We start from the raw sequence: 23339 nt of genomic DNA, 5'->3' as shown, positions 1-23339 counted from the left end.
AAAATAAATATGCACGACTTAGCATCAATTAGAGCCTTTGATGCGCTCAATCAGCATAAAAGTTTGACAGCCGCTGCTAAAGCCCTTAATCAGCCAAAATCAACGCTAAGTCGTCGCTTGGCACAATTAGAAGAAGACTTCGGTCAGGCTCTAACCGCCAGACAAGGTAATCGATTAGTTCTGACAAGAGCTGGAGAAATCTTTGCCCACTACAGCCGCCAGATTCTTGAGTTAAGTGAAGAGAGTTATGATGCACTTCAAGGTTTAACGAACCAAGTTTCAGGGCCACTTCATATTGTTTGTCACACTGCCTTAGTTAGAAGCTGGCTCGGCGGCGTACTCAATCGTTTTCTTGCTGATAATCCCGATGTTAGAGTTCAACTTACCAGTGACTTTTCTGAGGCGCATCATGACCCAGATTTGTTCATCTGGCTCGGTGAACGTAAAGAGCTAGACTGGCGAAAAGAAGTGCTGGGGGTATTTCGCTATACGCCTTTTGCCTCTCCAAATTATCTAAAACAACATGGGCCTATACCGCACCCCAAAGAACTTGAAGCACATCCATGGATCGATTTTGGTTCAGTGCAAGAAAATGGATTGATGCTAGCACACCCTCAACACGGTGAGTTCTTTTTAGAGCCCTTTGTTAGTCGCTTATACAGCGACAACATAGCAATGCAAATAGACAGTATCGCGAATGGTCATGGTATTGGACTGCTGCCGACTTGGACAGCATGCGGCTATGAGAAACATCACCCAGGGCGAATCACACCTTGCTTAGAAGGTTGGCTTTCTGAGCCTATTTCCATTAACTGCTATACACCAGCAGGACGACCACCACTGCGCTTATCCGTACTTCTAGACTGCATTCACCAAAGCATTCCACAAGGTTGGAAAACCTGACAAAAATAAAAGGCCATCATAATGATGGCCTTTCTAACTTTAGCGTTTAACAATCGTCGTTTACGTTTGACTGTTTAGACGGTCCTACAATTACGCTAGCAATTCTTTTGCTGTGTTCACTACGTTTTCAGTCGTGAAGCCAAACATCTCGAATAGCTGACCAGCAGGTGCAGATTCACCGAATGTTGTCATACCGATGATGCGACCGTCAAAGCCAACGTACTTGTACCAGAAATCAGCAATGCCCGCTTCGATAGCGATACGTGCCGTTACGTCTGATGGCAGTACAGATTCACGGTAAGCGGCGTCTTGTTTGTCGAATGCGTCTGTTGATGGCATTGAAACAACGCGTACTTTCTTGCCTTCTGAAGTTAGTTGCTCAGCGGCTTTCACTGCAAGCTCAACCTCAGAACCTGTTGCGATAAGGATTAGCTCAGGCTTACCTTCGCTATCTTTCAGGATGTAAGCACCTTTCGCGATGTCTGCGACTTGTTCAGCAGTACGCTCTTGTTGCGCTAGGTTTTGACGAGAGAAGATAAGTGCAGTTGGTGCATCTTTACGTTCAATCGCTAGTTTCCATGCAACTGCAGACTCAACTTGGTCACATGGGCGCCATGTGCTCATGTTTGGAGTTACACGTAGAGACGCCATTTGCTCAACAGGTTGGTGAGTTGGGCCATCTTCGCCAAGACCGATCGAATCATGCGTGTAAACTTGGATGTTCTGAATTTTCATCAGCGCAGCCATACGCATTGCGTTACGAGCGTATTCCATGAACATTAGGAATGTTGCGCCGTAAGGAACGAAACCACCGTGCAATGCGATACCGTTGATGATAGCAGTCATACCGAATTCGCGTACACCGTAGTGGATGTAGTTGCCAGAGAAGTCCTCCGTTTCTAGAGACTTAGAACCAGACCACATGGTCAGGTTAGAAGGCGCTAGGTCAGCAGAACCACCCATAAACTCAGGAAGCATTTGACCAAACGCTTCTAGTGCATTTTGCGATGCTTTACGTGATGCAATGTTCGCTGGGTTTGCTTGAAGATCGGCAATGATTTGGTTCGCTTTTTCTTCCCACTGTGCAGGAAGTTCGCCGTTTAGACGTCGTTTAAGCTCTGCCGCTTCAGCAGGGTAAGCTGCAGCGTATGCCTCGAATTTTTCATTCCAAGCTGCTTCTTTCGCGGCGCCCGCTTCTTTTGCATCCCACTCAACGTAAACATCTGCCGGGATCTCAAATGGGCCGTACTCCCAACCTAGGTATTCACGAGCCGCTTGGATCTCATCGTGACCTAGTGGTGCACCGTGACAGTCGTGCGAACCAGACTTGTTAGGAGAACCGAAACCGATAATTGTTTTGGTACAGATAAGCGTAGGACGTGGGTCCGCTTTTGCTGCTTCAATTGCTGCGTTGATCGCGTCTGAGTCGTGACCATCGACTGCTGGGATTACATGCCAGCCGTACGCTTCAAAACGCTTAGGTGTATCGTCAGAGAACCAGCCTTCAACGTGACCGTCGATAGAAATGCCGTTGTCATCCCAGAACGCGATCAGTTTGCCTAGACCTAACGTCCCAGCAAGAGAGCATGCTTCATGCGAGATGCCTTCCATTAGACAGCCGTCACCCATGAACACATACGTAAAGTGGTCAACGATATCGTGACCTTCTTTGTTGAACTGTGCCGCTAGTGCTTTCTCTGCGATCGCCATACCAACAGCGTTAGTGATGCCTTGACCTAGAGGACCCGTTGTTGTCTCGATACCAGGCGCGTAGCCGTACTCTGGGTGACCTGGGGTTTTTGAGTGCAATTGACGGAAGTTTTTCAGATCGTCAATAGATAGCTCGTAACCGCTTAAGTGCAGTAGAGAGTAAATAAGCATTGACCCATGACCGTTTGACAGCACAAAGCGATCGCGGTCGGCCCACTCTGGGTTTGAAGGGTTATGGTTTAGGTGAGAGCGCCAAAGAACTTCAGCGATATCAGCCATACCCATTGGTGCGCCTGGGTGGCCTGAGTTAGCTTGTTGAACACCATCCATGCTTAGAGCACGAATTGCATTGGCAAGATGTTTACGAGACGACATGTCTGCTCCTGAGTACATTAAGCGAAACGAAAAGTAGGTCATAATTCTCTCAAAGCCCTGTTGGGTGTGCAAACGTTTTCCAGTCCAAAACCTCACAAATATTGCACCTTTCGCGCCAAATCGTTCGAAGTTCTTAAAATTATCAATAAATCAGGCAAACGTTTGGTTATAACAAAAACCAAAAAAGAGCTTGTAATTCGAGCAATCAAATTTAGAATAGACGTCTAGATGTAGATACACCTACAAAAATTAGTATTAATTTGCGCTGGAGAGTTTATCATTCCCCAGTTTTAAACCAGATATAGTGGAGCTAACATGGCTAAGCACCTGTTTACTTCTGAGTCAGTATCAGAAGGTCATCCAGATAAAATTGCAGACCAGATTTCTGATGCGGTTCTTGACGCGATTCTAGAGCAAGATCCAAAGGCTCGTGTTGCATGTGAGACTTACGTTAAAACCGGTATGGTAATGGTGGGTGGTGAAATCACGACTTCAGCATGGGTAGACATCGAAGAGTTAACTCGTGAAACCGTTCGTGAAATCGGCTACGTACATTCAGATATGGGCTTTGACGCAGATTCTTGTGCGGTACTAAACACAATCGGTAAACAGTCGCCAGATATCAACCAAGGTGTTGATAAAGCTGACCCTAAAGAACAAGGTGCAGGCGACCAAGGCATCATGTTTGGTTACGCTTGTAACGAAACTGAAGTACTAATGCCAGCGCCAATTACTTACTCTCACCGTCTTGTTCAAAAGCAAGCAGAAGTTCGTAAAAACGGCACACTACCTTGGTTGCGTCCTGATGCAAAATCTCAGGTAACATTCCAATACGATCAAGGTAACATCGTTGGTATCGACGCGGTTGTTCTTTCAACTCAACACTGTGATTCAATCTCAACTTCAGACCTGCGTGAAGCGGTAATGGAAGAGATCATTAAGCCAGTGCTACCTTCTGAGTGGATCAACAAAGAAACAAACTTCTTCATTAACCCAACCGGTCGCTTCGTAATCGGTGGTCCTATGGGTGACTGTGGTCTAACTGGTCGTAAGATCATCGTAGATACCTACGGCGGCGCAGCTCGTCACGGTGGCGGTGCGTTTTCTGGTAAAGATCCATCAAAAGTTGACCGTAGTGCAGCATACGCAGCACGCTACGTAGCGAAAAACATCGTAGCGGCAGGCATGGCTGACCGTTGTGAGATCCAACTTTCTTACGCAATCGGTGTTGCTGATCCAACGTCTATCATGGTGGAAACGTTCGGTACTGAGAAAGTACCTCACGACATCATCATTGAAGCGGTTCGTCAATTCTTCGACCTACGTCCATACGGTCTACAAGAAATGCTTAACCTTCTTCAACCTATCTACAAGAAGACAGCGGCATACGGTCACTTCGGTCGTGAAGAATTCCCGTGGGAAGCGACAGACAAAGCTGCACTTCTACGCGATTTCGCTGGCATCAAATAATCAAGCCAAGCAAGAATCAATCAAGCCCTCGCCTATGGCGGGGGCTTTTTATTTTCAGCAACTTTTATCCAGCCATTTCGGCTCATACCGCCCTGCCCCACAAAGCAGTCCTGTTTCTCCCTCATTTTTATACCGAATAAATTTTAAGCAATTATTTGTAAATTATCCCATCTCCGCCAATAGTTAAAATATTGTTAACTCCAATTTAAATAGAGACGTCGGATGCTGGCGACTGTGGAAGCAACACTTAAGTAAAGACATGAGTCAGGCATCTTTATGGCCGATACCAAACTAAGCCAATGCTCAGATGTAAACTTGAAAAAGTCGCTTCAAGTTTGACTGAACAAAAACCGCTGTCAGTTGGTATAAGCGGATAATGTGGGAATAAATCAAGGAGGAGTTATGCCTCGAACTGTTAATCCATCGGACTTCCACAACAAACGAAAGGAAGTGCCAGACAACGAATACGCCAGAACCATACCGTGCAATACGGTCAATCTTTCTGCACCTTTTCATTGGCTCGCATTAGGTCTGCATGATTTCGTGCGAATGCCGCTTATTAGTGCTTTCTATGGCATCTGTTTTATGGCAGCTGCGATAGGCATTGTTTTGCTCGTACAGTGGCAAGGCACACACTTAGTCGTCATGCCCAGTTTGATTGTTTACATGTTAATCGGTCCGTTTCTCGCGCTGGGCTTGTATGATGCCAGTTGGGAGAGAGAGCGCGGACACAAAGCAAGCTTGTTCCATTCAATGAAAGCGATCGGTCGTAACTCAACATCTCAATGGGCGTTCGCCGTGTTACTCGCAGTGTGTATGATATTTTGGATGCGCATTGCCGCTCTACTTCATGCGCTCTACCCTTCTGTTCAAGGGGCACCTTTAAGTGAGTTCCTACCCTTCCTTGTCATCGGCTCTTTAGTTGGCTTTGTTTTGGCTTGTGTGGTGTTTAGCATTTCAGCCTTTTCTATTCCGCTCATGATGGAGCGTCGCGTAGACATGATGACCGCTGTATTTACCAGCTTTAATGCCGTGAAATCCAACATTCCAGCAATGATTGTTTGGGCAGCGATCATCTGTGGCGGTATTCTTATCGGCTTTGCGACCTACGGGATCGGAATGTTGTTTACCATGCCAATTCTAGGCTACGGTACATGGCACGCTTACCATGCCACCATCAAGAAAAAACACACACCATAATTAACTGATGCTATGATCTGGCCCTCGCAAATGCGGGGGCTTTTTTATTTGATTTATCGAGGTGAATTGTGGATATAGAACTCAGCTATAAAGCCAAGCAAGTGATGGCGGGCTGTATCGCGATGGCAGAACAAGCTTTCAAACGTTCTTTCCCGATTCCAACAATCACCTTCGACGTCCGTGGGAAAGCGGCAGGAAAAGCCTACCTTCAATTAAATCAAGTACGCCTAAACCCTGTTTTATTTCGCGAAAACACCCAAGCATTCTTAGATGAAGTCATTCCTCATGAAGTAGCACACCTGATTACTTATCAGGTTTACGGGCGAGTTAGGCCTCACGGTAAAGAATGGAAAGGCGTCATGGAAGCCGTGTTTAACGTACCAGCCAAAACCACTCACAGCTTTGAAGTAAAATCCGTTCAAGGTAAAACCTTTGAGTATCGTTGTGGTTGTATGACCTACCCTCTATCGATTCGCCGTCATAATAAAGTTCTGCGCAAAGAGGCGACGTACTCTTGTCAAAAATGCCGCCAACCACTTAACTTCACCGGCATTCAATTATCGTAGCCCTTACCTCATAGTGTTACTTGCGTTCCCAAAATAAAGATCGAGTTGATCAAAACCTTACCTTCGCCAATTATTGTTAACTTACTCATCACTAAAGCTATTTTATGCGTGTTATCATGAATAAAGTCATACTTTATAAAGACTTTTATCATGAAATACTTACTCTCTCTGTTGCTTATCGCGCTTTCTAGCACTGCGATTGCCGCGCCACCGAGCTCATTCTCTGCAGCCAAACGTGAGGCGGTCAAAATTTATCAAGACCACCCAACAAGCTTCTACTGTGGCTGTAACATTCAATGGCAAGGCAAGAAAGGCTTACCCGATTTAGCCTCTTGCGGTTACCAAGTCCGTAAACAAGAAAAACGGGCTGCACGAATCGAATGGGAGCACGTTGTTCCTGCGTGGCAATTTGGCCACCAGCGTCAATGCTGGCAAGATGGCGGACGTAAAAACTGTAAGAAAAAAGACAAAACTTTTCGTTTGATGGAAGCAGACTTGCACAACCTAACTCCTGCTATTGGTGAAGTAAACGGTGACCGTTCGAACTACAACTTCAGCCAATGGAACGGTATGGATGGCGTGAGTTATGGTCGCTGTGAGATGCAAGTGAACTTTAAGCAGCGTAAAGTCATGCCACCAGACCGTGCGCGTGGCTCAATTGCTCGTACCTATCTATACATGAGCAAAGAGTACGGTTTCAAACTGTCGAAGCAGCAAACGCAATTAATGAGTGCTTGGAACAAAACCTATCCTGTCGATAAATGGGAATGTGAGCGTGACGAGCGCATTGCAAAAGTACAGGGCAATCACAACCCATTTGTTCAAGAAGCCTGCCGCGCACTGTAACCTCCGACCTCGAAGCGTTTCAATTACTGATATTGAAACGCTTCTTGCCCCTTGTTTTTTCGGTGCAAAGCATCCATGTTAGGGTTTAAGTTTATTCTCTTGCTGGAAATCTCATGCGTACCCCTCGAATTTATCATCCAGAAACTATTCATCAACTTGGCTCACTTGCTTTAAGTGACGACGCAGCAGGCCATATCGGTCGTGTTTTGCGCATGAAAGAAGGCCAAGACGTTCTCCTTTTTGACGGCAGTGGCGCAGAGTTCCCAGCGGTTATCAGTGAAGTCAGCAAGAAATCAGTTTTGGTTAACATCACCGAGCGTGTAGAAAGCAGTATTGAATCCCCTTTAGATCTGCACCTTGGTCAAGTCATTTCACGTGGCGATAAGATGGAGTTCACCATCCAAAAGTCTGTTGAACTTGGCGTCAATACCATCACTCCTCTGATTTCTGAACGTTGTGGTGTCAAGCTTGACCAAAAGCGTTTTGAGAAAAAACTCGCGCAATGGCAGAAAATCGCCATCAGTGCCTGTGAGCAATGTGGGCGTAATGTCGTGCCCGAAATTCGTCCAATTATGAGCTTGGAAGAGTGGTGTAAAGAAGAGTACGATGGTTTAAAGCTTAACCTTCACCCTCGTGCTAAATACTCAATCAACACTTTGCCAACCCCGGTTGAAAAAGTGCGTCTACTGATCGGTCCTGAAGGCGGTTTATCGTCTGAAGAAATCGAGATGACTCGAGAATACCAATTTGAAGAAACGCTACTCGGCCCTCGCGTTCTGCGTACCGAAACAGCGGCTCTGACAGCAATTACAGCCTTACAAGTTCGTTTCGGCGATCTTGGTTAAACGGAGAAAAATAATGATCAAACTCGGTATCGTAATGGACCCAATCTCGTCCATTAACATCAAAAAAGACTCTAGCTTTGCCATGATGCTTGAAGCGCAACGACGCGGCTATGAAATCCACTACATGGAAATGAATGATCTGCATCTCGATCAAGGCGTTGCCATTGCAGATACTAAAGTGGTGGAACTAAAAGAAGATCCAAACGGTTGGTACGAGTTCAAATCAGAGCAAACTATCGAACTGTCTGAGCTAGACGCGGTGCTAATGCGTAAAGATCCTCCGTTTGATACTGAATACATCTACGCGACTTACATTCTTGAGCGTGCAGAAGAACAAGGTGCACTGATCGTTAACAAGCCTCAAAGCTTACGTGATTGTAACGAAAAGCTGTTTACAGCATGGTTCCCAGAGCTGACACCTACAACGATCGTGACGCGAAAAGCAGAAAAAATTAAAGAATTTCGTGAAAAACATGGTGATGTCATCCTGAAACCACTTGATGGTATGGGTGGCGCGTCCATCTTCCGTGTGAAGGAAAACGATCCAAACGTCTCTGTGATCATCGAGACATTGACTAACCACGGTCAAAACTACGCAATGGCGCAAACCTTCGTGCCAGATATCAGCAACGGTGACAAACGTATCCTAGTGGTAGATGGCGAACCTATGCCTTACTGTCTAGCACGCATTCCTGCTAAAGGCGAAACGCGCGGCAACCTAGCCGCTGGTGGTACTGGTGAAGCTCGTCCGCTAAGCGAAACCGACCTCAAAATTGCGCAAACCGTTGCTCCGACACTGAAAGAAAAAGGCCTTATCTTTGTTGGCCTTGACGTAATTGGCGACAAGCTAACAGAAATCAACGTCACCAGCCCAACCTGTATTCGCGAAATTGAAGCAGCTTTTGATATCTCAATCACAGGCAAGCTGATGGATGCGATTGAGCGTCGAGTAAAAGGCGAATAACTCAAACTGTATTACAGTTAATAGAGAGCGTAGTACATTAACTTAAGCAAACTCATGCACATACCTAGATGGTAAATTGTATGATGTTTGCTTAAGGGCATTTACGAGAGTTAAGGGTCAATATGAGTATGAATCTCACAAATCACTTTTTGGTTGCCATGCCTGGGATGAAAGATCCGTACTTTCAAAACAGCGTGATCTACGTTTGTGAGCACAACGAAGACGGCGCTATGGGGCTGATGATCAATGCTCCTGTTGATATCACCGTCGGCAACATGCTCAAGCAGGTGGAAGTTCAGCCAGTACACCCGCGCCTATTTGAAGCCAGTCTAGATAGACCAGTCTACAATGGCGGCCCAATCTCGGAAGATCGTGGTTTTATTTTGCATAAACCCAAAGATTACTACGAGTCCAGCGTCCAAATGACCGACGACCTCGCGGTAACCACTTCGCGAGATATTCTTTCGGTGTTAGGAACAGAAGCAGAACCAAGTGATTACCTAGTGGCACTTGGCTACTCCGGTTGGAGTGCAGGCCAATTAGAAAGTGAGCTGGTCGAAAACTCTTGGCTCACCATTGAAGCGACGCCTGAAATTATCTTTAATACACCAATCAACGAGCGTTGGAAGAAAGCGGTCGAAAAGCTGGGCATCGACCCAAGTCACCTTTCAGCAGACTCTGGACATGCTTAGTCCAAATATACAGTTACATTAGATAGAGACACCTTATGTCACGCACAATTATGGCTTTTGACTTTGGAACCAAAAGCATTGGTAGCGCTATTGGCCAAGAAATTACTGGTACAGCTTCCCCATTAAAAGCCTTTAAAGCCAATGACGGTATTCCAAACTGGGACGATATCGAAAAGCAAATCAAAGAGTGGCAACCAGATTTGCTAGTGGTCGGTTTACCGACCGATCTGCATGGTAAAGACCTTGAGACCATAACCCCTCGTGCACGAAAATTTGCTAAGCGTCTGCAAGGCCGATACGGATTGCCTGTTGAACTGCATGATGAGCGTTTATCTACTGCAGAAGCTCGTGCGGAGTTGTTCAGCATGGGCGGCTACAAAGCCCTATCGAAAGGTAATGTTGACTGCCAGTCAGCAGTGGTGATTCTAGAAAGCTGGTTTGAAGTCCTTTGGGATGAGTAAACACTTCAAGCACAATGAAAAAAGGTTGGCTCCTGCCAACCTTTTTTGTTTCTGGATTGAATTAATCCATATCGATCTTAACGTTCGCCAAACTGCCCGTAGAGAATGCTTCACCACGCTGCGTTTTCAACATCAAGCGCAGATCATTTGCCGAGTCGGCACTATGTAGTGCATCCTCTTCGCTGATCTTACCTTGCATCACTAACTTATAGAGAGATTGATCGAACGTCAGCATACCAAACTCATTTGAGCGAGCCATGGTTGACTTCAACTCATGTAAATCTCCGCGACGAATCAAATCCGACACACGTGGGCTATTTAGCAAGATCTCAAATACACCATGACGTCCCTGCCCATTTTTATCTCGGATCAACTGCTGACCAACCACACCTTTTAGGTTCATCGACAAATCGAACAAGAATTGTTCTTTTTGATCTTTCGGTACCAAGTGAAGAATGCGCTCTAAAGCTTGGTTTGCATTGTTGGCGTGCAACGTTGCCATACACAGGTGACCCGTTTCGGCGAAGGTCATCGCGTATTCCATTGTTTCACGGCTACGGATCTCACCAATCAAAATCATATCTGGTGCTTGGCGCAGCGAGTTTTTAAGCGCAACTTCATAGCTTTCCGTATCTAGCCCAACTTCACGTTGAGTCACAATACAGCGCTTGTGTTCATGCACGAACTCGATCGGATCTTCGACCGTCAAAATGTGCCCGGTTTTATTGCTGTTTCGATAGCCTGTCATCGCCGCCATGGTAGTCGATTTACCCGATCCAGTAGCACCGACCACCAGCACCAAACCACGCTTAGCTATTGCCAAATCTTGCAATACTAACGGTAACTTTAACTGCTCAAAAGTAGGAATATTGGTTTCAATACGACGAATCACTGCGCCTGGTAACTCGCGTTGAAAAAAGGCACTCACACGGAAGCGGCCACAATCTCTCACAATGGCAAAATTCGACTCGCGACTTTTACGAAATTCCTGACGCCGATCTGGTTCCATAGCGCTGTCGAGTAATGCAGCCACATCGCTCTCGGTAAGTTTTTCCCCTTGCGGACGCAATTCGCCATCCACACGAAATAGAATTGGCGCTCCAACCGTGATGTAAAGATCCGACGCTTTCAGCGCCAGCATGCCTTCGAGAAATTTATCTAGATCCATCTTCCGTATTCACCATTATCTGTATGAACGTTACGAGAATTGCTGCACTTCTAATCCGATCTTACTATCGACCTCTTCACGAGCAACCATGCCTTGCGCCATTAACTGACGAGCATTTTGCTCCATGGTTTGCATGCCGTGAGCCGCACCTGTTTGAATGATCGAATACATCTGCGCGACTTTGTCTTCGCGGATCAAGTTACGAATCGCAGGCGTTGCCATCATAATTTCATGGCATGCAATACGGCCACCACCGTTACGCTTCAGAAGCTTTTGCGCGATAACCGAACGAAGGGACTCAGATAGCATCGAGCGAACCATATCTTTATCACTACCAGGAAACACATCGATAATACGGTCGATGGTTTTTGCCGCCGAGCTGGTGTGCAACGTCCCGAAAACAAGGTGACCGGTTTCAGCCGCTGTCAGCGCTAGACTGATGGTTTCTTTGTCACGCATCTCACCAACCAGAATAACGTCTGGGTCTTCGCGCAATGCACTACGCAAAGCATTTTGGAAACTATGGGTGTCACGGTGAACTTCACGCTGGTTGATCAAACATTTATTGTTGTTGTGAACAAATTCAATCGGATCTTCAATTGTGAGTACATGCTTGTTGTGATTACGGTTAATGTAGTCAACAATGGCTGCTAAGGTCGTCGATTTACCTGAACCTGTTGGGCCAGTGACCAGAACTAAGCCTTTTTCAGCGTTCGCAATTTTTTTGAAGATCTCTGGCGCTTCTAGCTCTTCCAGAGTTGGAATGCTACTTGGAATGGTACGAAATACTGCCGCACAACCGCGAGATTGGTTGAAAGCGTTGACACGGAAACGGCCAACGTTATGCAACTCAAAAGAGAAATCGACTTCGAGTTTTTCTTCGAACTCACTGCGTTGGGCATCGTTCATGATTTCGAAAACCAAACGATGCACTTCTTGGTGTGTAAACGCTGGAATGCCTAGTTTTCTCACATCCCCATCAATACGAACCATTGGTGGGACACCTGCAGAAAGATGTAGATCCGAGGCATTATGTTTTACACTAAAATCCAGTAACTCAGTGATATCCATTTAAAATCCTTAAGTCTAAAGTACAGCTATGAGTAGTATTCAACAAAATATTGAACATATCACCTCTCAAATTCGATATGACGAGCAAAAATGTGGTCGAACTCCAGAGTCAGTGCAACTTCTAGCGGTAAGCAAAACTAAACCTGTCGAGGCAATTCTCGAAGCCTACCAAGCGGGACAAACCGCCTTTGGTGAAAACTACGTTCAAGAGGGCGTCAGTAAAGTTCAGCACTTTGTCGAGCATTATCCAGATAATCGAATCGAATGGCACTTCATTGGCCCGATTCAATCCAATAAATCGCGACTTGTTGCTGAACATTTCGATTGGGTTCACACCATCGATCGAACCAAGATAGCTCAACGCCTGAATGATCAGCGGCCAAGCGAACTTAAACCGCTACAAGTTCTGATTCAGGTTAACACCAGTGGTGAGGCATCTAAGTCTGGTGTCACTGAAGCGGAAGTATTCGAGCTGGCGGAGTTGATTTCTCGCCTACCTAACCTCACTTTAAGAGGGTTGATGTCGATTCCTGCCAACGTGTCTGACTACGAATCACAACTCCGTGAATTTCAGAAGTTGGCTACGTTGAAGCAAACACTCGAAGCACAGTTCCCAGAAATCGATACATTATCAATGGGAATGAGTGGTGATATGACCGCTGCAATCGAAGCTGGTAGTACAATGGTTCGTATTGGAACCGCTATTTTCGGCGCACGAGACTACAGCTAAATCAACAAAACGCTCACTCGCGACATAAGTTATGTCGTCAATCGTTAGAGCGTAAATGCGCAATCATCTTACTCGCCAATAGGAGCAGTAAGTAACAGCGGCGCCATTATACACCTGAGCGCACAACAAATTCTAAATATCATGATGGAAATCAGACAAATGGAACATAAAAAAATCGCCTTCATTGGTGCTGGCAACATGGTGAGAGCCATTGTTTCAGGCTTGGTTGCTAACGGATACCCAGCGCAAAACATTACCGCGACGGCTCCTTCAGAGGCTCGCCGCCTTCTGCTAGAACAAGATTTTGGCATCCGTACCACCAGCGATAACATCCAAGCTGCGACCGAGGCGGATGTGGTGGTATTGTCTGTGAAACCGCAAATGATGGCGGATGTCTGTAAACCACTGCAATCGATCGATTTCACTAATAAACTGGTGATTTCTATTGCCGCAGGCATCAACTGTTCTCGATTGGATGATATGCTAGCCACCAAATTGAACTTGGTTCGTGTTATGCCAAATACGCCATCACAACTTGGGTTGGGTATGAGTGGGTTATTCGCACCAACTCATGTAACCGAGCACGACAAAGCTTTTGCCGCAGAGTTAATGGAAGCGGTCGGTAAAGTATGTTGGGTTGAGCAAGAGTCAGGTATCAATAATGTGATTGCCGCAGCGGGCAGTGCTCCAGCATACTTCTTCCTGTTTATGGAAGCGATGCAAGCAGAAGCGATTGCGCAAGGCTTTGATAAAGAGACCGCTCGACTATTGGTTCAGCAAGCTGCACTGGGCGCGGCTAGTATGGTGGTTAGCAACCCAGAAACTGAGCTATCGACCCTGCGTGAGAACGTAACATCGAAAGGTGGGACAACGGCAGAAGCACTGCGTACATTCAACGAACATCAACTTTCAGATATTGTCGCTAAAGCCATGCAAGCTGCTGTGGCTCGCGCGGAAGAAATGGAAAAACTGTTTTAATTATTTGGATGAACTCCGTTTAGTATCATCCATCACTTGTTAAGGGTACCTTATGAATTCAATGAGTTTTCTCATCTCAACCCTATTTGACCTGTACATCATGGTCGTAATTTTGCGAATTTGGTTGCAAGCTGCGCGCGCAGACTTCTACAACCCATTCTCGCAATTCATAGTAAAAGCGACTCAGCCGGTCATTGGTCCATTGCGCCGCGTTATCCCTTCCGTGGGGAATATTGACCTAGCAACCGTGTTGTTTGCCTACGTGTTGTGTGTGCTTAAATTTGTCGTGCTTATCCTAATAGCTTCGAACGGTTCCGTCTCTTTCAGCGCTGACTTCTTATTCTTGGGCTTACTATCATTAATCAAAGCCGCAGGTGGCCTATTGTTCTGGGTACTATTGATCCGTGCAATTTTGAGCTGGGTAAGCCAAGGCCGCAGCCCTATCGAGTACGTATTCCATCAACTGACCGAGCCAATGTGCGCTCCAATCCGTCGTATTCTTCCGGCTATTGGTGGTCTTGATTTAAGCGTACTGGTGTTATTTATCGGCTTGCAGTTCGCGAACTTCTTAATGGGCGATATCATTGGTCCAATTTGGTTCCAGCTATAATGTCAGCTGCAGTTTGGCAAGATGGTGAGGACATCATCCTGAAGCTCTATATTCAACCTAAAGCTAGCCGCGATAAAATCGTTGGCTTGCATGGTGAAGAGCTAAAAATCGCCATTACTGCTCCACCTGTCGATGGCAAAGCTAATGCACACCTAACTAAGTTCTTAGCCAAGCAGTTTAAAATCGCTAAGGGTTTGGTTCACATAGAAAAAGGTGAATTAGGACGGCACAAACAAATTCGGATAGAATCGCCTACCCAGATACCGACAGAAATTAAAGCCATCATATGATGGCTTTTTATTTACGATTTTGTACCACACTTACTAATACCAACGACTGAGTACGCATTTTTTACCCCCTGACCAAGGTAAAATTGCAGCTATGGTTGTTTTATAACAAGAGCTTTGAGGAAGTAACAATGAGCAAATGGATTACCGCATTACTGATTAGCCTGTTGTCGTTACCAAGCTTCGCCGATCAGTTTAAAAATATGAAAGATATCGAAGTACACTATGTCGCGTTTAACTCAACATTCCTAACACCCAAAGTCGCACGTAGCTACGATATCAAACGTAATGGATACCTCGCTGTGGTTAATATTAGCGTGTTAGATAGAGCTTCATTGGGTAAACCAGCATTAGAAGCAAAAATTGCTGGACGCGCGAAGAACCTTATCGGCCAAACTCAGACCTTGACCTTTCGTAAAGTCAAAGAAGGCAATGCGATATACTATTTAGCCGAACTACCAATTACCCACGAAGAAACTTTTACTTTCGATATTGACGTAAAAGCTGGAAACAAAGGCTCAGGTAAGCTTAAATTCACCCAGAAGTTTTATGTTGAAGAGTAATTGGGTTGTGATGTTCCAAAAGCTTTTGGATCTAAGCAGGCTAAAAACCACTTATTAGTTAAAGAATATCTAGAGGAGAACGATTTGTTCTCCTCTATCACTATTAAAAGAGATTCCCATGAAAAAAATTGTGCTAGCAACTGGTAACCAAGGCAAAGTTCGTGAAATGGCAGATTTATTGTCTGACTTCGGCTTTGAAGTATTAGCGCAAAGTGAATTCAATGTATCGGAAGTAGCTGAAACGGGTACAACTTTCATTGAAAACGCAATCATTAAAGCTCGCCATGCCGCACAAGAAACAGGGCTTCCTGCCATTGCAGACGACTCTGGATTAGAAGTCGATTTCTTAAAAGGCGCTCCGGGCATTTACTCTGCACGTTACGCAGGCGAGAGCGCATCTGATCAAGAGAATCTAGAAAAATTGCTAGCGGCAATGGAAGGCGTACCAGAAGCAGAGCGTACAGCACGTTTCCACTGCGTATTAGTCCTCATGCGTCACGAGAACGACCCAACGCCTATCGTCTGTCACGGTAAATGGGAAGGCCGAATTCTAACTGAAGCACACGGTAAAAATGGCTTTGGCTACGACCCAATCTTCTTTGTTCCTGAAGACAACTGTGCGTCAGCCGAACTTGAACCTGCACGTAAGAAACAACTGTCTCACCGCGGTAAAGCGCTCAAGTCATTGTTTGCTCAACTGTCTGAGCAAGTGTCTCAGTAATCACGAGCGAATTAGACCATGTTAACGCCCCCAGCACTCAGCTTGTATGTACACATCCCGTGGTGTATGCAAAAGTGCCCGTATTGCGACTTTAACTCTCACGCGCTCAAAACCGAGATTCCAGAAGAAGAGTACATCAGTGCCCTTTTAGAAGATTTGGATACCGACATTGAGAAATACCGACTTAACGAAGCGCCACGTCCACTGCATTCAATCTTCATTGGTGGTGGTACGCCGAGTTTGATTTCGGCAGAAGGCATCGAGCGTCTACTTAAGGGCATTGAAGCGCGTATTCCGTTCAAGCCTGAAATCGAAATCACCATGGAAGCGAATCCAGGCACCATCGAAGCAGAGCGTTTTGTTGGCTACCGCAAAGCTGGTGTAACGCGTATCTCTATCGGCGTGCAAAGCTTTGAGCAACAAAAGCTTGAGCGTTTGGGGCGTATTCACGGCCAAGACGAAGCCGTCAACGCTGCTCAGCTGGCGCACCAAATCGGTTTGAACAGCTTTAACCTCGATCTCATGCACGGCTTACCTGATCAAAGCATCGAACAAGCCTTGGCAGATTTGGACAAAGCGATTGAGTTGGCACCGCCGCACTTGTCTTGGTATCAGCTGACCATCGAACCAAACACCATGTTTTACTACAAGCCACCAACGCTACCTGACGATGATGACTTGTGGGATATTTTCGAGCTCGGACACCAAAAACTTGCAGCTGCGGGTTATGTGCAATATGAAATCTCCGGTTACAGCAAGCCGGGCTATCAGTGTCAGCACAACCTCAACTACTGGCGCTTTGGTGATTACCTTGGTATCGGTTGTGGCTCTCATGGCAAACTCAGTTTTACCGACGGACGTATTATTCGAACGACAAAGGTAAAACACCCGCGAGGCTATTTAGCGGCTTATCAAAATATGGTCAAACCTTATCTGCATACAGAACATGTCGTCGCGGATGAAGATCGTCCATTCGAGTTTTTTATGAACCGATTCCGCTTAATCGAAGCCTGTCCGAAGCAAGATTATGTGGACACCACGGGCTTACCGCTCAGTACGATTCAAGAAACCATCGACTGGGCGATAGAAATGGGCTACCTGAGTGAAACAGCTACCCATTGGCAAATTACTGAAAAAGGGAAGCTCTTCCTTAATGATTTGCTCGAAGCCTTTATGGCCGAAGAAAGCGAAGACTAACGCAACCCCAAAACAAAAAAAGCCTCTCAATTGAGAGGCTTTTTATTTAGAAACAGTACCATCCTAAATAAGGTTGACACATTTCCAACATTAGAAAATTGAACGGCCAATTCGCTCTGAGAGCAGCTCAAGCGCCTTAGTACCAGCAAGCGAGTTACCTGAAGGATCAAGCTCTGGAGACCATACTGAAATGGTCATTTCACCAGGTACTACCGCAATAATGCCACCACCAACACCAGACTTACCAGGCATACCAACGCGATAAGCAAACTCGCCCGCGCCATCATACAAGCCACACGTTGCTAACAGTGCATTAAGTTGTTTGGTTTGCACAGGAGAAACTACAGGCTTACCCGTTTGTACCGATGTGCCCTTGTTTGCTAAATAGCTAAACGTTTTAGCCAAATCGACGCAACTCATCTTCAGCGCACAAGCGTGGAAGTAGTTTTGTAGTACTGGAATCACTTCATTTTCGAAGTTGCCAAACGAACGCATGAGATATGCAATCGCCGCATTACGATCACCATGCATCATTTCGGATGCCGCAACGACTTTGTCATACACAATATGGGTATCACCAGAAAGCTGACGCACAAATTCCAACAGGCGCTGACGAGGTGCAGATAAGCGAGTTTGTAACAAATCTGCCACTACTATCGCTCCAGCATTTATAAATGGATTACGAGGAATACCTTGCTCCATTTCTAGCTGGATTAGCGAATTAAATGCCTGCCCCGAAGGCTCTTTTCCCACTCGAGACCAAATTTCTTCTTGCTTGTACAAGCACATCGCTAACGTCAAGCTCAATGCTTTTGAAATAGATTGGATAGAGAAAGGTTCATCGGCATCACCCGCCTTAATAACCTCACCTTCGTTGGTGTATACCGCAATACCTAACTTGTTGCTGGGTACTTTTGCCAGAGCAGGAATATAATCAGCCACTTTACCTTGGCCGATTAAAGGGCGTACTTCCGCCAAAATATCTGTCAAAATTTCCACTGTCGGTTTCATTCTCTACCTTCTATTTACAAGAGAACTCGTTGAGCTCAGAGGTAAAAAAAGCCAACGTGTCGTTGGCTTTTCCATAGGGTTCGTTCGACTCAAGTCGATTATGGTTTTACTGCCACAATAATATTGCGGTTGATAGATTGATCAACACGGTGAAGATAACCGATGTAAGGCTCTTCTGAAAGTACCTTCCAACCTTGCTCTTCAAATAATGCCGCGACATCTTTCCATTTCAATGTGAATTCATTGAAAGACAACACCACTGAACCTTGCTTTTTCAATACCACTTTCCATGCAGGCAGAGCCTCTTTTAAAAGCTCTAATGGACTACGGTTCAGTTTGCTGTCCTTGGCATTTTTGCTGCCGTGCTGCACGCCATAAGGCAGATCAGACACCATCACATCAACTGAGTTCTTTTTCACGACTTGATCAGCGATACGAGTATCAGCCGAATACAGCTTCATAAACTGAAGATTGCCTTGGTTGTAATCTTCTTTATTTGCTGCAGCTTCAACCACGAAACCATCCGCCACTTTCTTGCCACCCGCAGTGCGCTTTTCTTTGCTCACTTTGTGCTTAAAGCGGCCATTCTTCATGAACTTAACAATAAAGGTCTGGATCTCTTGCACCCACTTGGCGTTGATCTCAACCCCTACCACGTTCAAACCGTGGATCAAGCCTTCAAATAAGGTTGTACCTTTACCACACATTGGATCCATTAAGGTCAGTTGTTCACTTCCCGTATTGGACGCACTAATGCCGATATTCACCATCAAACGGGTAAACTGCTCGTTTGTTTTCCCGGTGTAGCGCAAAATCTGGCTCATACTTTCCGGGAAAGTGTTAAATACGGGCGCTTGAACTGGTCGAAGTAAACCATCTTCGCGCACTTCAAATAGCGCATAGTAAATCGAAGAGGCTGCGATTCTTCGCGCCTGCTCATCGGTTAGCGCTTCCTGACAAGAAAACACCAACGCAGCAGGTAAGCCAACGTCTTTACTACCAATTTCTGTCACATCCACGCCTTGTGAAGCTAAAATTGCTTTTAGCTCAGAACAGGCAATGGTCATTGCGCTATCAAAGTAAATTCGGTTATGACCCGGATTCGCTAATATCGCGTAATGGTACATCCCATGAACTCCTCTGGTTACGCAATACGCTTATATTTGATATCCCAAACACCGTGACCAAGACGGTGACCACGAGCTTCAAACTTCGTTAGCGGGCGATCGTCTGGACGAGGAACGAAATCACCATCTTTAGCAATGTTTTCGAAACCTGGCGCTTGGTTCATCACTTCAATCATGTGCTCTGCGTAGTTTTCCCAGTCGGTCGCCATGTGGAAAATACCTTCATTAGGGATAAGCTTCTCACGCACCATTTCCGCAAAACCTAATTGAACAATACGACGCTTGTGGTGACGCTTCTTATGCCAAGGGTCTGGGAAGAACAATTGCAGTGTCGATAAGCTGCCATTTGGGATCATGTGTTCGAATACTTCTACCGCATCGTGACACATTACACGCAGGTTAGTAATTCCCGCTTCGCGAGCATCGGCAAGACAAGCACCAACGCCTGGGCTATGAACTTCGATACCGATGAAGTTTTTCTCTGGCGCGTTCTTTGCCATTTCAACCAATGAAGCACCCATACCAAAACCGATCTCAAGCACTACTGGGTTATCGTTGCCAAACACCTCTTTCCAATCGAGAAGTTCAGCTTTGAAGTCAATACCCATCGTAGGCCAGCATTCATTCATCGCGCTCTCTTGACCTTTAGTCAAACGCCCTTCACGGCGTACAAAGCTGCGGATTTTGCGGATCAGCTTTCCGTCTTCGTTGTATTCGTTAGTGGTTACTTCACTCATTGATTTTGCCTGCACATTGATTAATCAAAGCGGGGATTATCCAAAGAATTTACTTAGGTGCAAGTATTTGTTGAGCTCTTGGTCTATGGCAACCCAAAAGCAACGACACACCTCTTTATATCCCTACTGTTTATCCGTTGTACTTCTTGCCCATTATGTGGTGCAATTTTGCACCTAACCAATAATAGAATACAGAGCAAGTCGTGACACCTTTCGCCAGTGCCATCCTAGAATGGTATGACGCATATGGAAGAAAAGATCTTCCGTGGCAACAAAATAAGACCGCATACAGTGTCTGGTTGTCTGAAATTATGCTTCAGCAAACTCAGGTCACTACGGTTATTCCGTATTACCAACGTTTCTTGGAGCGCTTTCCAACCGTGGTCGATCTTGCCAATGCTGAGCAAGATGAAGTCCTACACCTTTGGACTGGCTTAGGGTATTACGCCCGAGCCCGTAACCTTCACAAAGCAGCACAAGAGGTCGCCTCTACATACAATGGTGAGTTTCCTCTTGATATAGAGAAAATGAACGCCCTACCGGGGATTGGTCGCTCTACTGCTGCCGCCATTTTATCGTCTGTGTATAAACAACCACACGCGATTCTTGATGGTAACGTGAAGCGCACCCTATCCCGCTGTTTCGCAGTTGCAGGATGGCCAGGACAAAAAAAGGTTGAAAACCAGCTGTGGGAAATTGCCGAAACGCATACCCCACAAACGGATGTAGATAAGTATAACCAGGCAATGATGGACATGGGCGCAATGGTCTGCACTCGCAGCAAACCCAAATGTAGCCTCTGCCCTGTTGCTGACCTGTGTGTGGCAAAACAACAAGGTAATGTGCTCGACTACCCGGGCAAAAAACCGAAGAAAGATAAACCAATCAAGCAAACTCGTTTCGTGATGCTTCACCACAACACCGAAAATGGTCATGAGGTGTGGTTGGAGCAAAGACCACAAACAGGCATTTGGGGTGGCTTATTCTGCTTCCCACAAACCGAACATGTGGATGCAGAAAGCGACATTGAATTGCTACTGGATCAACGCGGCATTCAAGCCAGCAATATCAAACAGAAGCAAACACTGATTACCTTTCGTCATACATTCAGCCATTACCACCTAGATATCACGCCAATTTTGATTGATTTATCAAAGCAACCGGACGTGATAATGGAAGGCAACAAAGGTCTTTGGTATAACTTATCTAAACCTGAAGAAGTCGGTTTAGCCGCGCCAGTAAAACTATTGCTGGAAACGCTACCCCACGAACTTCGTTAATTGAATACAAGGAGTCATTATGAGCCGCACTGTATTTTGTGCTCGACTAAAGAAAGAAGGCGAAGGTCTAGACTTTCAACTTTACCCTGGTGAACTAGGTAAACGCATTTTCGACAACATCTCGAAAGAAGCGTGGGCTCAGTGGCAACACAAACAAACCATGTTGATCAACGAGAAGAAACTCAACATGATGGATCCAGAACACCGCAAACTGATCGAAACAGAAATGGTAAATTTCCTCTTTGAAGGAAAAGACGTTCATATCGAAGGTTACACACCTCCGAGCGAATAAAGTCGCTTGAGTTAAACAATGACATCACAACCATTTGTGGTGTCATTTTTCTATTACCTTCAATAACTCTGATACTTATGAAAAAAATTGTCTTTATTGCTGCCGCACTTTTAATGGCAGGCTGTAGCCGTGAATTCGTCGAAAAGATTTATGACGTCAACTACGAGCCAACAAACCGTTTTGCCAATAACTTAGCTGAGCTACCAGGACAATTTGAAAAAGATACTGCGGCGCTAGATGCCTTAATCAATAGCTTTTCAGGCAATATTCAAAAGCGCTGGGGTAAAAAAGAAATCAAGTACGCTGGCAAGAGTAATTACGTTAAGTACATCGATAACTACCTTAGCCGCGCCGAGGTCGACTTTCGCAAAGGCGTGATCACGATAGAGACCGTATCACCGACCGAGCCCCAAAAACACCTAAAAGACGCGATTGTCACCACCTTATTAACACCAGACGATCCCGCGCACGTCGACTTATTCTCCTCTAAAGGTATCACGTTAGAGGGGCAACCATTCCTGTATAAACAAGTTGTCGACCAAGACAATAAGCCAATTCAATGGTCTTGGCGGGCAAACCGATTTGCGGAATACCTCATCGCAAATAAAATAAAAACCAAAAATGTAGATTTCAAGAAAGCGTATTACGTCGAAATTCCCATGGTTGAAGACCACTTTTCAACTCGCAGCTACCAATACGCCGATATCGTGCGTCGAGCTTCCAAGAAATACGACATTCCAGAAGACTTGATATACGCCATTATTAAAACCGAGAGCAGTTTCAACCCATACGCGGTAAGTTGGGCAAATGCGTATGGCCTAATGCAAGTTGTACCTAAAACAGCGGGACGAGATGTGTTCAAACTCGTGAAAAAGCGCTCGGGCCAACCAAGCCCTGAATATTTGTTTAATCCAGAAAACAACATAGATACCGGTACTGCGTATTTCTATATCTTAAAAAATCGTTATTTAAGAGAAGTCCGCCACCCTACCTCTCTCGAGTACAGCATGATTTCAGCTTACAATGGCGGTACTGGAGGAGTTTTAAACACATTTCATCGCAGTGATCGCAAACGCGCAATGCAAGATCTTAATTCATTGCAACCCAACCAAGTTTATTGGGCGTTAACCAAGAAACACCCGAACGCAGAAGCGCGTCGCTACCTAGAAAAAGTTACAAATTTCAAAAAGGAATTTAACTCGAAGCAAACTTTGTAGTGACAGTTGAATAAAAAGCGTTCGAACAACCACTTTTTTGAAATTATTTAAAAAAAGTGGTTGACGCAACGCGGGAAAATCCGTTTAATAGCGCTCCGTTGCCCGGATAGCTCAGTCGGTAGAGCAGAGGATTGAAAATCCTCGTGTCGGTGGTTCGATTCCGCCTCCGGGCACCACAATTTGATTTGTTGGTGTCTTAACGAAATGTTATAACACGGACAAAAGCACAAAGAATAAAGTGTGCCGACTTAGCTCAGTAGGTAGAGCAACTGACTTGTAATCAGTAGGTCACCAGTTCGATTCCGGTAGTCGGCACCA

General features: G+C 45.6%; 25 protein-coding genes and 2 tRNA genes. 21 read left to right on the top strand and 6 right to left on the bottom strand.

What is annotated here, in order from left to right; translation table 11 throughout:
- Window positions 1–9: 9 nt before the first annotated feature.
- On the top strand, window positions 10–903 hold the full coding sequence (locus R7Q11_RS14405) for a LysR family transcriptional regulator (RefSeq protein WP_017633561.1): 894 nt from the start codon (window positions 10–12) through the stop codon (window positions 901–903).
- A gap of 90 nt (window positions 904–993) precedes the next feature.
- Here R7Q11_RS14405 and tkt read toward each other — a convergent pair whose 3' ends face one another.
- Entirely contained in the window at window positions 994–2988 is a 1995-nt protein-coding gene (gene tkt / locus R7Q11_RS14400; RefSeq protein ID WP_225466540.1) for a transketolase, read from the bottom strand.
- Window positions 2989–3303: 315 nt separating this feature from the next.
- Between tkt and metK the strand changes: the two genes are divergently transcribed.
- The 8 genes from metK (at window position 3304) to ruvX (ending at window position 10032) form a co-directional block, all read left to right on the top strand.
- Window positions 3304–4458 carry a methionine adenosyltransferase gene (gene metK / locus R7Q11_RS14395; RefSeq protein ID WP_005384541.1) on the top strand — a complete coding sequence of 385 codons (1155 nt, stop codon included), beginning with the start codon at window positions 3304–3306 and terminating at the stop codon, window positions 4456–4458.
- Window positions 4459–4860: 402 nt separating this feature from the next.
- Window positions 4861–5658: a DUF2189 domain-containing protein gene (locus R7Q11_RS14390; protein WP_005381026.1), complete on the top strand. Its 798-nt coding sequence runs from the start codon at window positions 4861–4863 to the stop codon at window positions 5656–5658.
- 68 nt (window positions 5659–5726) lie between these two features.
- Window positions 5727–6224, top strand: a complete 498-nt coding sequence (locus R7Q11_RS14385) for a SprT family zinc-dependent metalloprotease (protein WP_005381025.1) — start codon at window positions 5727–5729, stop codon at window positions 6222–6224.
- Between the two features lie 150 nt (window positions 6225–6374).
- Complete coding sequence (endA, locus tag R7Q11_RS14380) at window positions 6375–7070, top strand: deoxyribonuclease I (RefSeq protein ID WP_053306786.1); 696 nt, start codon at window positions 6375–6377, stop codon at window positions 7068–7070.
- A gap of 113 nt (window positions 7071–7183) precedes the next feature.
- The gene (rsmE, locus tag R7Q11_RS14375; protein WP_017821890.1) at window positions 7184–7915 is read left to right on the top strand and encodes a 16S rRNA (uracil(1498)-N(3))-methyltransferase; all 732 of its coding nucleotides are present in this window, start codon (window positions 7184–7186) and stop codon (window positions 7913–7915) included.
- 13 nt (window positions 7916–7928) lie between these two features.
- Window positions 7929–8879 (top strand): glutathione synthase, encoded by a 951-nt coding sequence (gene gshB, locus R7Q11_RS14370; protein WP_005381021.1) that lies wholly within the window; start codon window positions 7929–7931, stop codon window positions 8877–8879.
- 128 nt (window positions 8880–9007) lie between these two features.
- Window positions 9008–9571 (top strand): YqgE/AlgH family protein, encoded by a 564-nt coding sequence (locus tag R7Q11_RS14365; protein ID WP_005381020.1) that lies wholly within the window; start codon window positions 9008–9010, stop codon window positions 9569–9571.
- Window positions 9572–9606: 35 nt separating this feature from the next.
- Window positions 9607–10032, top strand: a complete 426-nt coding sequence (gene ruvX / locus R7Q11_RS14360; protein WP_213905016.1) for a Holliday junction resolvase RuvX — start codon at window positions 9607–9609, stop codon at window positions 10030–10032.
- A gap of 61 nt (window positions 10033–10093) precedes the next feature.
- Here ruvX and R7Q11_RS14355 read toward each other — a convergent pair whose 3' ends face one another.
- Window positions 10094–11200: a PilT/PilU family type 4a pilus ATPase gene (locus R7Q11_RS14355; RefSeq protein ID WP_005381016.1), complete on the bottom strand. Its 1107-nt coding sequence runs from the start codon at window positions 11198–11200 to the stop codon at window positions 10094–10096.
- A gap of 30 nt (window positions 11201–11230) precedes the next feature.
- Window positions 11231–12271: a type IV pilus twitching motility protein PilT gene (locus R7Q11_RS14350; protein ID WP_005381015.1), complete on the bottom strand. Its 1041-nt coding sequence runs from the start codon at window positions 12269–12271 to the stop codon at window positions 11231–11233.
- 28 nt (window positions 12272–12299) lie between these two features.
- Between R7Q11_RS14350 and R7Q11_RS14345 the strand changes: the two genes are divergently transcribed.
- The 7 genes from R7Q11_RS14345 to hemW all read left to right on the top strand — a co-directional run bounded on the left by R7Q11_RS14345 (window position 12300) and on the right by hemW (window position 17357).
- Complete coding sequence (locus R7Q11_RS14345) at window positions 12300–13001, top strand: YggS family pyridoxal phosphate-dependent enzyme (protein ID WP_225466539.1); 702 nt, start codon at window positions 12300–12302, stop codon at window positions 12999–13001.
- A gap of 159 nt (window positions 13002–13160) precedes the next feature.
- Window positions 13161–13979 (top strand): pyrroline-5-carboxylate reductase, encoded by an 819-nt coding sequence (gene proC / locus R7Q11_RS14340; RefSeq protein ID WP_005381013.1) that lies wholly within the window; start codon window positions 13161–13163, stop codon window positions 13977–13979.
- 52 nt (window positions 13980–14031) lie between these two features.
- A complete protein-coding gene (locus tag R7Q11_RS14335) occupies window positions 14032–14589 on the top strand; it encodes a YggT family protein (protein ID WP_005381012.1) in 558 nt (185 codons plus the stop codon).
- Window positions 14589–14879 carry a DUF167 family protein YggU gene (gene yggU, locus R7Q11_RS14330; RefSeq protein WP_005381011.1) on the top strand — a complete coding sequence of 97 codons (291 nt, stop codon included), beginning with the start codon at window positions 14589–14591 and terminating at the stop codon, window positions 14877–14879. Before R7Q11_RS14335 ends, yggU begins: the two co-directional genes overlap by 1 nt.
- Window positions 14880–15007: 128 nt before the next feature.
- A complete protein-coding gene (locus R7Q11_RS14325) occupies window positions 15008–15439 on the top strand; it encodes a DUF4426 domain-containing protein (RefSeq protein WP_225466538.1) in 432 nt (143 codons plus the stop codon).
- A gap of 118 nt (window positions 15440–15557) precedes the next feature.
- Window positions 15558–16160, top strand: coding sequence for an XTP/dITP diphosphatase (locus R7Q11_RS14320; RefSeq protein ID WP_167415453.1), 603 nt, complete (start codon window positions 15558–15560; stop codon window positions 16158–16160).
- Window positions 16161–16178: 18 nt separating this feature from the next.
- A complete protein-coding gene (hemW, locus tag R7Q11_RS14315; protein WP_225466537.1) occupies window positions 16179–17357 on the top strand; it encodes a radical SAM family heme chaperone HemW in 1179 nt (392 codons plus the stop codon).
- A 90-nt stretch (window positions 17358–17447) separates the two neighbouring features.
- Here the strand turns inward: hemW and glsB are convergent, their stop codons facing one another.
- The 3 genes from glsB to trmB all read right to left on the bottom strand — a co-directional run bounded on the left by glsB (window position 17448) and on the right by trmB (window position 20232).
- Window positions 17448–18368 (bottom strand): glutaminase B, encoded by a 921-nt coding sequence (glsB, locus tag R7Q11_RS14310; protein WP_005381007.1) that lies wholly within the window; start codon window positions 18366–18368, stop codon window positions 17448–17450.
- 98 nt (window positions 18369–18466) lie between these two features.
- Window positions 18467–19495, bottom strand: a complete 1029-nt coding sequence (locus R7Q11_RS14305; RefSeq protein ID WP_005384509.1) for a TRM11 family SAM-dependent methyltransferase — start codon at window positions 19493–19495, stop codon at window positions 18467–18469.
- 17 nt (window positions 19496–19512) lie between these two features.
- Window positions 19513–20232 (bottom strand): tRNA (guanosine(46)-N7)-methyltransferase TrmB, encoded by a 720-nt coding sequence (trmB, locus tag R7Q11_RS14300; RefSeq protein ID WP_005384506.1) that lies wholly within the window; start codon window positions 20230–20232, stop codon window positions 19513–19515.
- Window positions 20233–20435: 203 nt separating this feature from the next.
- Between trmB and mutY the strand changes: the two genes are divergently transcribed.
- The 5 genes from mutY to R7Q11_RS14275 all read left to right on the top strand — a co-directional run bounded on the left by mutY (window position 20436) and on the right by R7Q11_RS14275 (window position 23339).
- Window positions 20436–21512, top strand: coding sequence for an A/G-specific adenine glycosylase (gene mutY, locus R7Q11_RS14295; RefSeq protein ID WP_225466536.1), 1077 nt, complete (start codon window positions 20436–20438; stop codon window positions 21510–21512).
- 19 nt (window positions 21513–21531) lie between these two features.
- Window positions 21532–21804, top strand: coding sequence for an oxidative damage protection protein (locus R7Q11_RS14290; RefSeq protein WP_005381002.1), 273 nt, complete (start codon window positions 21532–21534; stop codon window positions 21802–21804).
- A 77-nt stretch (window positions 21805–21881) separates the two neighbouring features.
- Window positions 21882–23021 carry a membrane-bound lytic murein transglycosylase MltC gene (gene mltC / locus R7Q11_RS14285; protein ID WP_005381001.1) on the top strand — a complete coding sequence of 380 codons (1140 nt, stop codon included), beginning with the start codon at window positions 21882–21884 and terminating at the stop codon, window positions 23019–23021.
- A 100-nt stretch (window positions 23022–23121) separates the two neighbouring features.
- Window positions 23122–23197 (top strand) — tRNA-Phe (locus R7Q11_RS14280).
- A gap of 66 nt (window positions 23198–23263) precedes the next feature.
- Window positions 23264–23339, top strand: a tRNA-Thr gene (locus tag R7Q11_RS14275).

Source organism: Vibrio sp. 970 (assembly GCF_033339075.1).
This window is presented reverse-complemented; position numbering and strand designations above follow the sequence as displayed.

What these genes read in the sequence shown, in the direction of transcription:
- R7Q11_RS14405 (WP_017633561.1), top strand. Translation starts at nt 10, where the DNA reads ATGCACGACTTAGCATCAATTAGAGCCTTTGATGCGCTCAATCAGCAT.
- tkt (WP_225466540.1), bottom strand. Translation starts at nt 2,988, where the DNA reads ATGTCGTCTCGTAAACATCTTGCCAATGCAATTCGTGCTCTAAGCATG.
- metK (WP_005384541.1), top strand. Translation starts at nt 3,304, where the DNA reads ATGGCTAAGCACCTGTTTACTTCTGAGTCAGTATCAGAAGGTCATCCA.
- R7Q11_RS14390 (WP_005381026.1), top strand. Translation starts at nt 4,861, where the DNA reads ATGCCTCGAACTGTTAATCCATCGGACTTCCACAACAAACGAAAGGAA.
- endA (WP_053306786.1), top strand. Translation starts at nt 6,375, where the DNA reads ATGAAATACTTACTCTCTCTGTTGCTTATCGCGCTTTCTAGCACTGCG.
- rsmE (WP_017821890.1), top strand. Translation starts at nt 7,184, where the DNA reads ATGCGTACCCCTCGAATTTATCATCCAGAAACTATTCATCAACTTGGC.
- gshB (WP_005381021.1), top strand. Translation starts at nt 7,929, where the DNA reads ATGATCAAACTCGGTATCGTAATGGACCCAATCTCGTCCATTAACATC.
- R7Q11_RS14365 (WP_005381020.1), top strand. Translation starts at nt 9,008, where the DNA reads ATGAATCTCACAAATCACTTTTTGGTTGCCATGCCTGGGATGAAAGAT.
- ruvX (WP_213905016.1), top strand. Translation starts at nt 9,607, where the DNA reads ATGTCACGCACAATTATGGCTTTTGACTTTGGAACCAAAAGCATTGGT.
- R7Q11_RS14355 (WP_005381016.1), bottom strand. Translation starts at nt 11,200, where the DNA reads ATGGATCTAGATAAATTTCTCGAAGGCATGCTGGCGCTGAAAGCGTCG.
- R7Q11_RS14350 (WP_005381015.1), bottom strand. Translation starts at nt 12,271, where the DNA reads ATGGATATCACTGAGTTACTGGATTTTAGTGTAAAACATAATGCCTCG.
- R7Q11_RS14345 (WP_225466539.1), top strand. Translation starts at nt 12,300, where the DNA reads ATGAGTAGTATTCAACAAAATATTGAACATATCACCTCTCAAATTCGA.
- proC (WP_005381013.1), top strand. Translation starts at nt 13,161, where the DNA reads ATGGAACATAAAAAAATCGCCTTCATTGGTGCTGGCAACATGGTGAGA.
- R7Q11_RS14335 (WP_005381012.1), top strand. Translation starts at nt 14,032, where the DNA reads ATGAATTCAATGAGTTTTCTCATCTCAACCCTATTTGACCTGTACATC.
- yggU (WP_005381011.1), top strand. Translation starts at nt 14,589, where the DNA reads ATGTCAGCTGCAGTTTGGCAAGATGGTGAGGACATCATCCTGAAGCTC.
- R7Q11_RS14325 (WP_225466538.1), top strand. Translation starts at nt 15,008, where the DNA reads ATGAGCAAATGGATTACCGCATTACTGATTAGCCTGTTGTCGTTACCA.
- R7Q11_RS14320 (WP_167415453.1), top strand. Translation starts at nt 15,558, where the DNA reads ATGAAAAAAATTGTGCTAGCAACTGGTAACCAAGGCAAAGTTCGTGAA.
- hemW (WP_225466537.1), top strand. Translation starts at nt 16,179, where the DNA reads ATGTTAACGCCCCCAGCACTCAGCTTGTATGTACACATCCCGTGGTGT.
- glsB (WP_005381007.1), bottom strand. Translation starts at nt 18,368, where the DNA reads ATGAAACCGACAGTGGAAATTTTGACAGATATTTTGGCGGAAGTACGC.
- R7Q11_RS14305 (WP_005384509.1), bottom strand. Translation starts at nt 19,495, where the DNA reads ATGTACCATTACGCGATATTAGCGAATCCGGGTCATAACCGAATTTAC.
- trmB (WP_005384506.1), bottom strand. Translation starts at nt 20,232, where the DNA reads ATGAGTGAAGTAACCACTAACGAATACAACGAAGACGGAAAGCTGATC.
- R7Q11_RS14290 (WP_005381002.1), top strand. Translation starts at nt 21,532, where the DNA reads ATGAGCCGCACTGTATTTTGTGCTCGACTAAAGAAAGAAGGCGAAGGT.
- mltC (WP_005381001.1), top strand. Translation starts at nt 21,882, where the DNA reads ATGAAAAAAATTGTCTTTATTGCTGCCGCACTTTTAATGGCAGGCTGT.